Annotated in this window: 17 protein-coding genes; 16 read left to right on the forward strand and 1 reads right to left on the reverse strand. The window is 48.3% G+C overall.

Features of this window, described 5'->3' with window-relative positions; all coding sequences use genetic code 11:
* Positions 1–119 precede the first annotated feature (119 nt).
* From NFS31_RS25265 to NFS31_RS25310, 10 genes are all read left to right on the forward strand, one after another.
* Positions 120–419: an HNH endonuclease gene (locus NFS31_RS25265; RefSeq protein WP_120436393.1), complete on the forward strand. Its 300-nt coding sequence runs from the start codon at positions 120–122 to the stop codon at positions 417–419.
* Between the two features lie 106 nt (positions 420–525).
* Positions 526–879, forward strand: a complete 354-nt coding sequence (locus NFS31_RS25270; RefSeq protein WP_251501430.1) for a hypothetical protein — start codon at positions 526–528, stop codon at positions 877–879.
* Positions 880–885: 6 nt separating this feature from the next.
* Entirely contained in the window at positions 886–2,538 is a 1,653-nt protein-coding gene (locus tag NFS31_RS25275) for a terminase large subunit (RefSeq protein WP_251501433.1), read from the forward strand.
* An 8-nt stretch (positions 2,539–2,546) separates the two neighbouring features.
* On the forward strand, positions 2,547–3,854 hold the full coding sequence (locus NFS31_RS25280; protein ID WP_251501437.1) for a phage portal protein: 1,308 nt from the start codon (positions 2,547–2,549) through the stop codon (positions 3,852–3,854).
* Positions 3,844–4,440 (forward strand): HK97 family phage prohead protease, encoded by a 597-nt coding sequence (locus tag NFS31_RS25285; RefSeq protein WP_172510341.1) that lies wholly within the window; start codon positions 3,844–3,846, stop codon positions 4,438–4,440. Before NFS31_RS25280 ends, NFS31_RS25285 begins: the two co-directional genes overlap by 11 nt.
* Positions 4,441–4,473: 33 nt before the next feature.
* Positions 4,474–5,727 (forward strand): phage major capsid protein, encoded by a 1,254-nt coding sequence (locus tag NFS31_RS25290; RefSeq protein WP_251501440.1) that lies wholly within the window; start codon positions 4,474–4,476, stop codon positions 5,725–5,727.
* Between the two features lie 54 nt (positions 5,728–5,781).
* Positions 5,782–6,225, forward strand: coding sequence for a hypothetical protein (locus NFS31_RS25295; protein ID WP_251501443.1), 444 nt, complete (start codon positions 5,782–5,784; stop codon positions 6,223–6,225).
* Positions 6,226–6,241: 16 nt separating this feature from the next.
* Positions 6,242–6,400 carry a hypothetical protein gene (locus tag NFS31_RS25300; RefSeq protein WP_251501446.1) on the forward strand — a complete coding sequence of 53 codons (159 nt, stop codon included), beginning with the start codon at positions 6,242–6,244 and terminating at the stop codon, positions 6,398–6,400.
* Positions 6,401–6,420: 20 nt separating this feature from the next.
* A complete protein-coding gene (locus NFS31_RS25305; RefSeq protein ID WP_251501449.1) occupies positions 6,421–6,768 on the forward strand; it encodes a phage head-tail connector protein in 348 nt (115 codons plus the stop codon).
* Positions 6,769–6,770: 2 nt separating this feature from the next.
* On the forward strand, positions 6,771–7,100 hold the full coding sequence (locus tag NFS31_RS25310) for a hypothetical protein (protein ID WP_251501453.1): 330 nt from the start codon (positions 6,771–6,773) through the stop codon (positions 7,098–7,100).
* 29 nt (positions 7,101–7,129) lie between these two features.
* On the opposite strand, the gene NFS31_RS25315 is transcribed toward NFS31_RS25310, so the two are convergent.
* Positions 7,130–7,834: a hypothetical protein gene (locus NFS31_RS25315; protein ID WP_251501455.1), complete on the reverse strand. Its 705-nt coding sequence runs from the start codon at positions 7,832–7,834 to the stop codon at positions 7,130–7,132.
* An 81-nt stretch (positions 7,835–7,915) separates the two neighbouring features.
* Here NFS31_RS25315 and NFS31_RS25320 point away from each other — a divergent pair, with 81 nt between their 5' ends.
* The 6 genes from NFS31_RS25320 to NFS31_RS25345 form a co-directional block, all read left to right on the forward strand.
* Positions 7,916–8,347, forward strand: a complete 432-nt coding sequence (locus NFS31_RS25320) for a hypothetical protein (RefSeq protein ID WP_172518798.1) — start codon at positions 7,916–7,918, stop codon at positions 8,345–8,347.
* Positions 8,344–8,670 (forward strand): hypothetical protein, encoded by a 327-nt coding sequence (locus NFS31_RS25325; protein WP_251501458.1) that lies wholly within the window; start codon positions 8,344–8,346, stop codon positions 8,668–8,670. The genes NFS31_RS25320 and NFS31_RS25325 overlap by 4 nt, the downstream gene beginning before the upstream one ends.
* A 7-nt stretch (positions 8,671–8,677) precedes the next feature.
* Positions 8,678–9,241: a major tail protein gene (locus NFS31_RS25330; protein WP_251501461.1), complete on the forward strand. Its 564-nt coding sequence runs from the start codon at positions 8,678–8,680 to the stop codon at positions 9,239–9,241.
* 59 nt (positions 9,242–9,300) lie between these two features.
* Positions 9,301–9,702 (forward strand): hypothetical protein, encoded by a 402-nt coding sequence (locus NFS31_RS25335; protein WP_251209168.1) that lies wholly within the window; start codon positions 9,301–9,303, stop codon positions 9,700–9,702.
* Positions 9,703–9,716: 14 nt separating this feature from the next.
* Positions 9,717–9,905, forward strand: coding sequence for a hypothetical protein (locus tag NFS31_RS25340; protein ID WP_251501464.1), 189 nt, complete (start codon positions 9,717–9,719; stop codon positions 9,903–9,905).
* A 3-nt stretch (positions 9,906–9,908) separates the two neighbouring features.
* Positions 9,909–12,745, forward strand: a 2,837-nt coding sequence (locus NFS31_RS25345; RefSeq protein ID WP_251501467.1) for a phage tail tape measure protein, incomplete at its 3' end; no start/stop codon positions are given.

Genomic DNA, 12,745 nt, shown 5'->3' on the forward strand with positions numbered 1-12,745 from the left:
GCTTAAACCGCAGCAGGCGGCAGCAGTAGCCTACTCTTTTTTGTTTTCATTCTTTAGCCTCTACCCAGCGCATGAAATCTAGGGTGCTGGGAATACAAAGGGAAAGGAGCGGGGAAAATATGAAAGCATGGGCTAAGAGTTTCTATCTATCGGCGGCATGGGAGAATACCAGAGCCGCTTACTTAATGTCACAAGATTATATATGCGAGCGCTGCGGCGAGCCTGCAAAGGTGGCGCACCACAAGCGCTACATAACCAGAGCGAACATTAACGACACGAACATAACGCTTAACTGGGATAACCTAGAGGCGCTGTGCCAAGACTGCCACAACAAAGAGCATCATAAGCGCACGCCGCAACTGCGGTACGGTTTTGATGCAGACGGGCGCATAGTCCCCCCTATTCAGAAAAATAATTAAAGGGGGAAGATACCGAGGGGGATACCTTAAAATTACCCTACGGGCGTGCGCATACGTGGTGTAGGGGGTGTGGTGGGGCGCAGGAGAGGAAAGCGGGGTAAAAGGAATGGCGACAAAGACGGAAAAGACAAAAGAGCAGAGAATTAAGTCCGAGAAAAGCAGACTTAAGAAAATTTTCAAGGACTTAGACGAGAATAAGAAAAACTTAGTAACGCCGCTGATAGAAAAGGCTGCATTTATGAGCGTGGAGCTTGACGACTTGCAGGAAATCATAGAGCAGGACGGCTGGACGAGCGAGTACAAGAACGGCGAGAACCAGTACGGGACAAAGAAAAGCCCAGAGGCAGACACGTACATAGCGTTAAGCAAGAATTATGCAGCAGTAATTAAGCAGCTGACCGACTTAGTACCAGCTGCGAAACGAAAGGAAAGCAGGCTAGAGGCGCTGCGGGACGAGTAGGCGCAGATGCCGTATAGAAACTATATCTATGAGTACCACGCTAAGATTACAAGCGGCGAAATTGTAGCGGGAAAATGGATAAAGGAAATCTATAAAATCATTGTGGGCGGGCTGGAAAAGCAGGAGTATTTTTTTAATGCAAAGGCGGCAAACAAAGCTATAAAGTTTATAGAAAATTTCTGCCACCACAGCAAGGGGCGTAATGATTTAATCAAACTGGAACTATGGCAGAAAGCCATAGTTTCTGTAATTTTTGGCATACAAGACGAAGAAAAAACACGTATTTTTCGTGAGATTTTTATAGTAATTGGCAGGAAAAACGGAAAGAGCTTGTTTGCATCTGCGATTATTGCATACATGGTATACCTAGAGCCAGAGTACGGGCAGGAAATCTATTGCTTAGCGCCGAAATTAGACCAAGCAACGCTTGTATATGACGGTTTTTATAAAATGGTGCAGGCAGAGGACGAGCTAAACGAGCTGGCGAAAAAGCGGCGCAGCGATATTTACTATGAGGAAACAAACAGCTTTGTAAAGCCTATCGCATTTAACGCCAAGAAGTCTGACGGATTTAACCCGCAGCTGGTGGTATGTGACGAAATGGCGGCATGGAGCGGCGACGCAGGGCTAAAGCAGTATGAGGTTATGAAGTCTGCTTTAGGCGCACGCCGCCAGCCTATGATTTTGTCTATCAGTACCGCAGGCTATATAAACGACAGTATTTATGATGAGCTGATGAAACGCAGCACCAGCTTTTTAAAGGGCAACAGCAAGGAAAGGCGGCTTTTGCCGTTCCTTTACATGATAGACGACGTGGAAAAGTGGAACGATATAGAAGAGCTTAAGAAAGCTAACCCAAACATGGGCGTATCTGTAAAAGAGAGCTTTTTCACGGACGAGATAGCAGTAGCAGAAAACAGCTTAAGCAAGCGGGCAGAATTTTTAACAAAATACTGCAATATCAAGCAGAACAGCTCTATAGCGTGGCTGGAATATGCGACGGTGGACGGCGCAGGCGTTGAAAAGACCTTAGAGGACTTTAGGGACTGCTACGCCGTAGGCGGCATAGACTTAAGCCAAACAACGGACTTGACCGCAGCAAGCGTGGTAATTGAAAAGGACGGCGTGCTTTATGCGTTCACTCAATTCTTTATGCCACGGGGAAGGGTGGAAACCTTGCAGGCTACGGACGGCGTGCCGTATGACATATTTGTTAAAAAGGGGCTGATAACCTTAAGCGGCGACAACTACGTAGACTACCACGACGTATACGCATGGTTTACGGGGCTGGTGGAAAATTACGGCATTTATATACTCAAAATAGGGTATGACCGATACATGGCAAAATATCTGATAGAGGAATTGAAAGACTATGGTTTCCAGACAGACGACGTGCATCAAGGGGAAAACTTAACGCCAGTCATACGGGAGTTTGAGGGCATCATAAAAGACGGAAATTTCAAGATTGCAGACAATAATTTGCTAAAGACACATTTCTTGAATGTTGCGCTTAAGCACAACATGGAAACAAGGAAATTTAGACCGATAAAGATAGAGCAGCGGGCGCATATCGACGGCTTTGTATCCGTCATAGACGCTATGACGGTAAGACAAAAATACTGGGAAGAGTGCGGCGAGCTGCTTAAAAATGCCGCATAGAAAGGAGAGTGGACGGTATCAAATTCTTAGATTATCTTTTTCACAAAAAAGAATTAAAAGCACTGGGAAATTATTTCAAGATGCTTAACGGGTACAGCCCTACATTTACCAGCTATAGCGGCGGCGTATATGAAATGGACTTAACCAGAACGGCAATAAACAGCTTTGCAACGCATTGTAGCAAGCTAAAGCCAGAGATAGAGGGCAGCGCATTAAAGCGGCTGGAAAAGACGCTACAGTACAAACCTAACTATTTCATGGATACTACAAAATTCATAAAAAGGCTGGCGACCTATGTAGCGGTGGAACACACCGCTTTTATTGTGCCTATCGAGGACGAGAACGGGACGCTTTGCGGCTGGTATCCATTGCGAGCGGAACGGTGCGAGGTAAGGGAAGTAAACGGCGGCATATATCTACGCTATCTTTTTGCAAATGGCGAGTATGGCGCTATTGAATTTGAAAAGGTGGGGATACTGACAGACTTTGAATATAAAGACGACCTTTTCGGAGAGGACAACAGCACGCTACAGCCAACAATGCAGCTGATACATACGCAGAATGAGGGCATTATAAATGCCGTCAAAAATTCTGCAAATATACGTTTTCTGGCAAAGGTGGCAAATATGCTGAAGCCAGAGGACATAAAAAAAGAGCGGCAGAGGTTTACAGAGGAAAACTTAAGCGCAGAGAATGACAGTGGCATGATTATTTACGACAATAAATTCAGCGAGCTTAAGCAAGTGGAAAGCAAGCCATACACGCCAAACGCTTTGCAGATGCAGCTTATACAAGACAATGTATGTACGCATTTTGGTACAAACATGGATATTCTGCAAAACAAATTCAATGAGGAAACGTGGAACGCCTACTATGAGGGAAAGATAGAACAGTTTGCAATACAGCTATCGCTTGTAATGACAAACATGAGCTTTACCGAGAGGGAGAGGGCGTGCGGTAACGCTATTACGTTTTCGGCTAACCGCCTGCAATATGCCAGCAACGCAACAAAGCTGCAAGTAAGCACGCAGCTTTTTGACCGTGCATTATTGAACCGTAACGGCGTGATGGATATATGGAACATGGCGCACGTTGAGGACGGCGACAAGTATTATATCCGCAAGGAATACACGGAAGTAAGCCAGCTGGGTAAGGGAGAGGAAAAGCCGCAGATAATCATACAGCAGATGCCGCAGGAGAGCGGCAAGGGGCAGCAGGCGGGAGAACCAGCAGGGGACGGACAGACGCAGGAAACACAGACAGAGCCGCCGCAGGACGGCAGCGGGCAGAAAGAGGGTGTAAAAGATGCCGATTAAGAAAGAACGGGAATATAGGACGCTGGCAGCACCGCTGACCGCTGGGGCTGCCGAAAAGCGGATACAGACGGATTTTTACGTAGAGGGATACGCCACCACGTTTAACGTGCCGTATCTGCTTTATGAGTTTGAGGACGGCACGAAGTATTACGAAAGAATAGACGCACACGCACTGGACGGCGCAGACATGAGCGACGTTATCATGCAGTACGACCATGAGGGCAGGGTATTTGCAAGACAGTCAAATAAAACGCTTATCTTAGAGCCAGACACAAAGGGGCTTATGATAGCAGCCGATTTAGGCAGGACAGACTTAGCCCGTGGGCTATACCAAGACATAGAGGCAGGCATGATAACTAAAATGTCATGGGCATTTACAGTGGCAGAGGAAAGCTACGAAAGAGCCACGCACACCAGAACAATATTAAAAATCAAAAAGGTTTATGACGTATCCGCAGTAAGCATACCAGCAAACGGCGATACGGAAATAAGCGCCCGTGCTTTTGCACATAGGAGTTATGAGCAGGAGCGGCAGGAGTTGCTACAGCGGCGTATAAATTTACTAAAGATTATGGCAAGCCTATAAGAAAATCAAAACCAGAAAAGGAGAGCAGAAACAATGAGATTGAAAGAGATTGAGGCAAGATTAGCCCAGATTAAGCAGGAGCTTACCACAAGGGCGGCAGAACTGACAGCGGCAGAGATTGAGGCGCTGGAAAAAGAAGTAGGGGAATTGCAGGAAGAGCGGGCGGCATTGCAGGCGGCAGCTGAAAGGCGCAGCGCTTTACTTGCCCGCATTGCAGCTGGCGAGCCAGTAGGCGACGAGGGCGGCGACGGAAACGGGACACAGCCCACGCTACTTAGGAGCTTTGCAGGGGCAGGCGGGACGCAGCCGCAGGCGAAAGAGCCAGAGGACAAGTACGACACGGTAGCATACAGAAAAGCGTTTATGAATTATGTGTGCAGGGGTGCGGCAATCCCCGCAGAGTTTAGGGCTGCGGAAACGACCACAACGGCAGACAGCGGGGCAGTTATCCCCACGTCTATTATGAATGAAATCATTCAGAAGTTGGAGAGCTACGGCAGCATTTATGCACAGGTGCGGAAAATCAACGTGCAGGGTGGTGTAGCAATCCCTATTGCTGACTTAAAGCCTACGGCGCACTGGATTACAGAGGAAAAGCCCAGCGACGACCAGAAAGCCAGCGCTAAAAATTCCGTGACATTCAATTACTACGGCTTAGAGTGCAAGATTTCCCAGAGCATCTTAGCAAACGTGGTTACGCTGAAAATGTTCACGGATTTATTTATACCTATGGCAACAGAGGCAATGGTTAAGGCTATTGAGATTGCAATTTTCAATGGAACGGGCGAGGGGCAGCCGCTGGGCGTTCTTAAGGACACAAGGGTAGTGGCAGTGGTAGAGCTGACAGAAGAGGAATACGCAAGCTGGAAAGGCTGGCACAAGGTAAAAGGCAAGATTAAGAAAGCCTACAGAAACGGCAGCTTTATTATGAACCAGTCCACTTTTGACGTTGGAATTGACGGCATGGAAGATAAGAACGGGCAGCCGATAGGACGCACGAACTACGGCATTAACGGAGAGGAAAGCTACCGCTTTATGGGTAAGACAGTGGAAACGGTAGAGGACGAGATTTTACCGAGCTGGGACGACGCAGCAGCAGGCGACGTGTTCGCAGTGTTTATGAAACTGTCCGACTATGTGATTAACACAAACATGGAAATGCAGGTAACTAAGTGGACTGACCACGACAACAACAAGATTAAGAATAAGTGCTTAATGGTGGTAGACGGCAAGGCGGCAGACACAAACGGCATTATTCTTATCAAAAAGGCAATCAAGGCAGTGTAATACAATACGGCGGCTGGCGCTTAAGCGCTGGCTGCCAGAAATGAGGTATAGGACATGAAAGGACATTTAAGCGCAGAACAGCTGAAAGAATACAGCTACAAGGATTTGCAGGCGTTGGCTAAAGATATGGGCGTGAGCGCAAGCGGGAAAGCCGAGGAAATCATAGCCAGAATTGCAGCAGTAGAGGTAGACGTATCAGAAAGCGAGCTTACAGAAGAGGAAAAGGCGCTTTTTGACGCAGAGGCAGCACGGCAGGAAGAGGAACGGGCGGCAGAGCAGGCAGCCAGAGAGCAGGAAGAGGCGGCGCAGGCAGCGGAAAAAGCCGCAGCCGAACAGAAAGCCAGAGAAGAGGCAGCAGGGCTGGTTAAGGTAAAAGCCGTTACAAGGTTTTTAGACAAGCAGCTTAACCAGATTAAGGACGCAGGAGAGGCTTACAGCGTAAGCAGGGAGCGTGCGGAAGAGCTGACGGCAGCAGGCGTGGCAGAAATTGTGGGATAACCAGAAAGGAGATTGTATGATTAGGATTGTACTTAAAAATGGGCGTGTCATAAAGTGGAAGAAAAAAGAATGGACAGATTATAAATATGACGGACGTTATTTTATTATCGTGAAAAATAAGAAGTGGGTAGGTTTTTACAACTTAGATAGCATCATATCTATTGCTATTCATTAACCAGAAAGAGGGTGCAGAGTATGGCGGCAGATGCCACCACATTAACGGAGAAAATGCGGGCGGCGCTGCGCATTAGCAGCACCAGCGACAAAATAACGGCAGAAATTGAGGACTGTATAGCCGCCTGCAAAGCTGACCTTGCAAACGACGGCATAAAAGCCATTGACGAGGGCGACGCACTGATTATAAGGGCGGTAACTCTTTACTGCAAGGCAGAATTTGGCTATAACGACAAAGCGGAGAAGTTTAGGCAGTCATACGACACGCTGAAAATGCGGCTTGCTTTGTCGCAGGAGTACAACGAAGAGCCAGAACAAGCGCCGCCAGTGTCCGAAACGGACACCGAGGGCGCAGAAAGTGAGGCGTAAATATGGCAGCATGGGTAGACGAGCTTACGCTTATAAGCCAGCAGCCGCCAGAAGAGCGGGTAAATGCTGGCGGCTTTGAGAATGAGCCGCAGGAGAGCGCCCGCACTGTTTTCTGCAACAAGAAGAAAGTAGGCTACAGCGAGTATTTTAAGAGCCAGCAGACGGGCAAGGTGGTAGAGGCGAAATGTGAGGTACATAAGGCAGACTATGAGGGCGAGGACACCGTAGAAATGGACGGGCGGCGCTTTTTTGTGCTTAAGACCTACGACATAGACGACGATACCATAGAGCTTACGCTTACGGACTTGCGACATAAGGACGAGGGAACATAAAAGCGGCGGGGATACCGCCGCAGGAAATGTTAATCATTTATTTTCAGAGTATCTGGAACATTGATAGGTGGATTGTCTTTTAAAAAGCGTAATGTGATTTTACAGCCGTAAGAAATAGGTTTACCGTCTTTTTGACCGCCGCCGTATACATCAATATAACTTATACTTTCAATGCGTTCTATATTGTCCTGTATAAAAGGTATCAAATCAGCGGGTATGTTTCCTATCTGCATATTGTTGACATAGACACCGTAAGCGGGCTGCCCTTTATACTCATATTGCTTTATTTCAACGTCGGCATATTCATTAAACGGGCTATCGTGAAAATGAAGTTTGCGCAAAATAAGTTGGCGTGAAGAGCCGTCGTCATTATTAAAAGTTACACCAGTGACTTTTATAGGCGCAAATATGTATTTTGATTGACGTTGTGCAGGAGCGCTGGGTACTGGCGCTGCGGCGGGAGCTTTTGCCGTATCGGTATTTACTGTATTATCATGCAGGGATTGAGAAAACGAACTTTTGTTCGGGGGGGGGGTAAAACGGTTAGGCGTTTGCGGTACTTCCCTATTTGTTTCTGTAACCGATTTAGCAGAACGGAAAGCCAGAAAAGCAAAAATACCACAGATAACAAGGCAGCCAACGCCACCAGAAACAAGACCGCCTGCAAATCCGCTAAAAGAGGATAAAAGGAATAGAGCGGCAAGGCAGGAAAAGACTATAGTTTTCTTTTTCATATAAAACACAACCTTTCTATCGTTTTTAAGAAAATTATAGAACAATGTCGAATGAAAATCAACAGAAAGGGGGCAAATAAAATGGCAGAGTTTACTACGGTGGGGCTGGAAGAGGTAATAGAGGCATTTAGCAGGAGAGAGCAGGCAGCAACAAGGGCAGTGCCTAAAATGCTGCAAGCAGGGGCAGCAGTGCTGGTAGAGGCGCAAAGGGAAGAGGCAAAAGCTATGGGGATTGAGGAAACCGCTGGCTTTATTAAAGCAATAAAGCCTACAAAAGTGCAGGGCGGCGACAGGGAAAAACATATTGATGTATACCCGCAGGGCAGGGCAAAGCACGGAAATGACAGAAAGGGCGATAAAAGCAAAGTAAGATATGCAACGATAGGATTTATAAACGAATACGGCACAAGTAAAAAAGCAGCCCGCCCTTATATGACGGTAGCAAATGCGAAAGCACACGAAAAAGTAGTTGATGCACAAATGGAAGTATGGGAGCGTGAGCAAGGACAATGAGCAGCATAAAAGAGATTTTAGAGAGCGCAGGGCTGCCAGCACAGCGGGGCGTATATACTGGCAGATGCAAGCCGAAAGCCTATTATACTTTCCTGCGGCTAAATGGCGGCGCTGCCGTAAATGCAGACGACACAGAGAGCGAAAGCAAGGAAATGTATAGGGTAACGCTTTTCCATAAAGGCGACTATGAGGCACAGCTTAACAAAACTCTGGAAGTGTTGCGGGCGGCAGACGTTTATATTAACAGCGTTGATACAGAGAACTACGAAACAGAAACGGGGTACTGGTTAGTGCCTATCACAATCGAAATATTAAAGGAGTGACAAGACAATGACACTGGGATTAAGAGATTTATTTTATGCAGTATGCACAGAGGCAGACGGCGCAGAAACCTACGGAACGCCTAAGAAAATGGCAGAGGCTATGACGGCTGACTTATCCGTAAAGACGGCAGACGGCAGCTTATACGCAGATGATACGTTGAGTGAAAGCGTATCCGAGTTTGCCAGCGGCACGCTTAAGCTGGGCGTAAAAGACCTAACGCCAGAAGTGCTGGCAGAGGTACTGGGGCAGGAAGTAGACCAGAATAACGTAGTATGGGCTGGAAAAGACGACGAGCCGCCGTATGTGGCTATCGGTTTTAGGGCAAAGAAAACGGGCGGGCGTTTCCGCTACGTCTGGCTGCTTAAGGCTAAGTTTAAAGTACCGTCTGAAAAGTACGAAACAAAGGGCGAAAGCATCAAGTTTAACACGCCAGACATTGAGGCGGATTTTACCGCAAGGAAAAAAGACGGACGCTGGAAAGCCGACTTTGTAGGCACAGAGAACAGCGACGCAGCCAAAACATGGTTTACGGCAGTGCCAGAGCCAGCGGCAACAATACCAGAGGTGTAAAACAGAATAAAGGGAAAGGAGAAAAGGCGCAGCGCATGGCTGCGCCTTAATTTGTTGATATGAGCGCAATTAAAGACGGTGGCTATACAGTAACGCTGAAAGGGAAAGAGTACAGACTTCTTTTTACCCTTAACGCACTGGACGAAATTCAAACGAAATTCGGCGGCTATGACAAGCTGGGCGAGGCTTTTAACCAGAGTAACCCAGACTGGGTAAAGGATACAAAATGGCTGCTTACAATGCTTATCAATGAGGGGCTTTTAGAAGAGGACGAGAACGCCCAGCTTTTCACAGAGCAGCAGATAGGCAGGCTGATACATATGGGAAATCTGGCAGAGGTACAGCGGGCTATTTTTGCGTCGTTTGCAGCAGGCACAGCAGGCGACGGAGAGGGCAGCAGAGATACCGAAACAGAGGACGACGAAGAGGCGGGGGAAATGAAAGCCGTGCAGGAAAGCTAGACACTGCACGGCTTTTGTATATCGCTATGGTGCTGCTGGGGTATAGGGAGCGTGAGGCATGGAGAAAAACGCCGTACCAGATTGTAACCCTATTCAGATACCACAAGGAATATAACCCGCACATTTTTAGGCAGGAACGGGCAGCAGTACCGCAGGCGGCAGAGGAACTGGACGACATTGACATAGCATTAGGGGGACTGTAGCGAATGGCTGATAAGACGGAAAATATAAAAACAAGGCTTAGCTTTGACGGTGAGGCAGAATACAAGGCAGCCTGCAAAGATATAAACAATAATCTGAAAAACCTTAATGCTGAAATGCGCCGAGTAACCGCAGAATACAAAGGAAACGAAAACAGCATAGAGGCATTAAAGGCAAAGCAGGGCGTTTTATCTGAAAAATATGCAGAGCAGGCAAAAAAAGTAGAAGAGGCACGCAAGGCGTTAGAGAGATGCGCACAGCAGACGGGCAACAACAGTGAGGCTACACAAAGACTGCAAAGAGATTTGAACTATGCAGAGGCGGCGCTTTTTGATACGGGAGCTGCCTTGCAGTCTGTAGAAAACGAACTTTCAGAGGGCGTGCAGGCGCAGCGCCAGTACGAGGCGGCTTGCCAAGGGATAGATAAAAACTTATCCCTTTTGAGCGCAGAATTGCAGGAAGTGAACGCAAAGTATAAAAACAATGCGGACAGCGCAAAAGCCGTGGCTGAAAAGCAGGAAGTGCTTAAAAGGACATATGACGAGCAGGCAAAAAAGGTAGCGGAAACGGAAAGAGCCTATGAAAGCATGGTGCGCCAGTATGGGGAAACCAGCAGCGAGGCTAAAGAGCTTGAAACGCAGCTGCACAACGAAAGAGCCGCCCTATACGACGTGGAAAACCAGCTTGCAGAAACCGAGCAGGGGCATAACGGGCTTGCATCTGCTATGGGAAATCTGGGCGGCATTATGGCGAAAGGAATAGCGGCAGTGGGGGCGGCTGCGGCTGCAATCGGTACGGCGGTAGTGGCTGGGCTGGGCTATGCAGTAAGCCAAGCGGACGAGGCAAAGGGCGCTTTAAATGATTTCTGCGCAGCCACGGGGACGGCTACAGAGGACGCAGGGCAGTACAAGCAAGTCATGGAGAATATCTACAACGCAAATTTTGGCGAGGGCTTTGAGGACATAGCGGCGGCTATGGCAGAGGTACGGCAGCAGGCAGGCGACTTAGGGGCAGACGAGCTGGAAAAAATGACGACCAACGCATTAGCGCTGCGGGATACGTTTGACTTTGACGTAGCGGAAAGCACCAGAGCCGCAACGCAGCTTATGGAAAAATTCGGCGTATCCTCTGACGAGGCATATAACCTTATTGCGCAGGGCGCGCAGAACGGGCTTAACAAGAACGGGGATTTGCTGGACGTTATCAACGAATACAGTAACCAGTATTCGCAGGCAGGGCTAAGCGCAGAGGATATGTTTAACTCTATCGCTAACGGCGCTGCTACTGGCGTTTGGAGCATAGACAAGATGGGCGACGCTTTTAAGGAGTTTAGTATCCGCATGAATGACGGGACGGCAAACGAATACCTTGAAAGTCTGGGACTTAACGCAGACGAAGTGGTAGGGAAATTCCAAAAGGGCGGCGACAGCGCAAAAGAGGCTATGAGCCAAGTAAGCGAGGCACTTAAGAACTGCGACGACAAGACGCTACAGTATACGGCGGGCGTGGGCTTAATGGGTACTATGTGGGAAGATATGGGCGCTGATGCCTGCACGTCGCTTATGGACGTTGAGGGGCAGATAAGCAAGACCACGGACGCTATGGGGAAGATTAACGCCGTAAAATATGACACGTTTTCAGAGGCTATGCAGGGCGCAGGCAGGATACTACAGACCAGCTTTATCATGCCGATAGGCGAGCAGGCGCTACCGATTTTCAGCCAGTTTGCAAACGAGCTGGCGCAGGGTGCGGCAGAGGCGGGCGGCGATATGGGGAAACTGGCGCAGAGCTTTGGCGACGCACTAAGCAATATGGTAAACGGGCTGGCAGAAATGCTGCCGCAGATTACCAGCTTTGCCGTAGAGCTTGTAAACGGGCTTGTAGACGGCATTGTAGAGAGTGCGCCAGCAATCGTGCAGGCGGGCGTAGGAATGATTACGGGGCTTGTGGACGGCATTGTAGAGGCGATACCGACACTGGCAGAGAGCGCAACGGAGATAATAACCACTCTGATTAACGGCATTGTGGAGCTGATACCGTCGCTGGCAGAGGGCGCAGTACAGATTATTGCAGGGCTGGCAAAAGGGCTGGGCGAGGCGCTGCCAGAGCTGATACCAAGCGTAGTAGATGCAGTGCTTACCATAGTGGATACGCTGATAAACAACGTGCCTATGCTGATAGATGCAGCATTGCAGCTTGTCACGGGGCTTGCAGACGGGATTATAGCGGCGCTGCCAGTCATCATAGAGAAACTGCCGCAGATTATAACCAGCATAATAAATGCGCTGGTAGAGGGCATACCGCTTATTTTGGAGAGCGCAGGCGACATTATAGTAGCGCTTGTGGACGGCATTATAGATGCAATACCGCTGCTTATAGCAGCAGTACCGCAGATTATTGTAGCTATTGTAGAGGGGCTTATAACGGGGCTGCCTAAAATCGTGGCGGCAGCAGGGCAGCTTGTGACGACGATTTTAAACAAGCTAAAGGAGCTGCCAACACAGATACCGCAGGCGATAGCGGCAGGCATAGAAAAAATAGCCGAGTGGGGCGCAAGCATGAAAGAAAAAGGCGGCACAGTCATTACAGAGTTTGTAACCAAAGTTATAGACGTTGCAAAGGAGCTGCCGCAGAAAATCTGGAACGGCATAGTAGATGCAGTTACCAGAGTAGCCACATGGGGCTTGAATATGCAGGAAAAAGCCAAAGAGGTAATGAACACAATGCTTACGAACATTGTAACCATTGTGAAAGAAACGCCCGCTAAAATCTGGAACGGCATAGTAGATGCAGTTACCAGAGTAGCCACATGGGGCTTGAATATGCAGGAAAAAGCCAAAGA

Origin of the sequence: Otoolea muris (assembly GCF_943193115.1) — a bacterium.
Classification (GTDB): domain Bacteria; phylum Bacillota; class Clostridia; order Lachnospirales; family Lachnospiraceae; genus Otoolea; species Otoolea muris.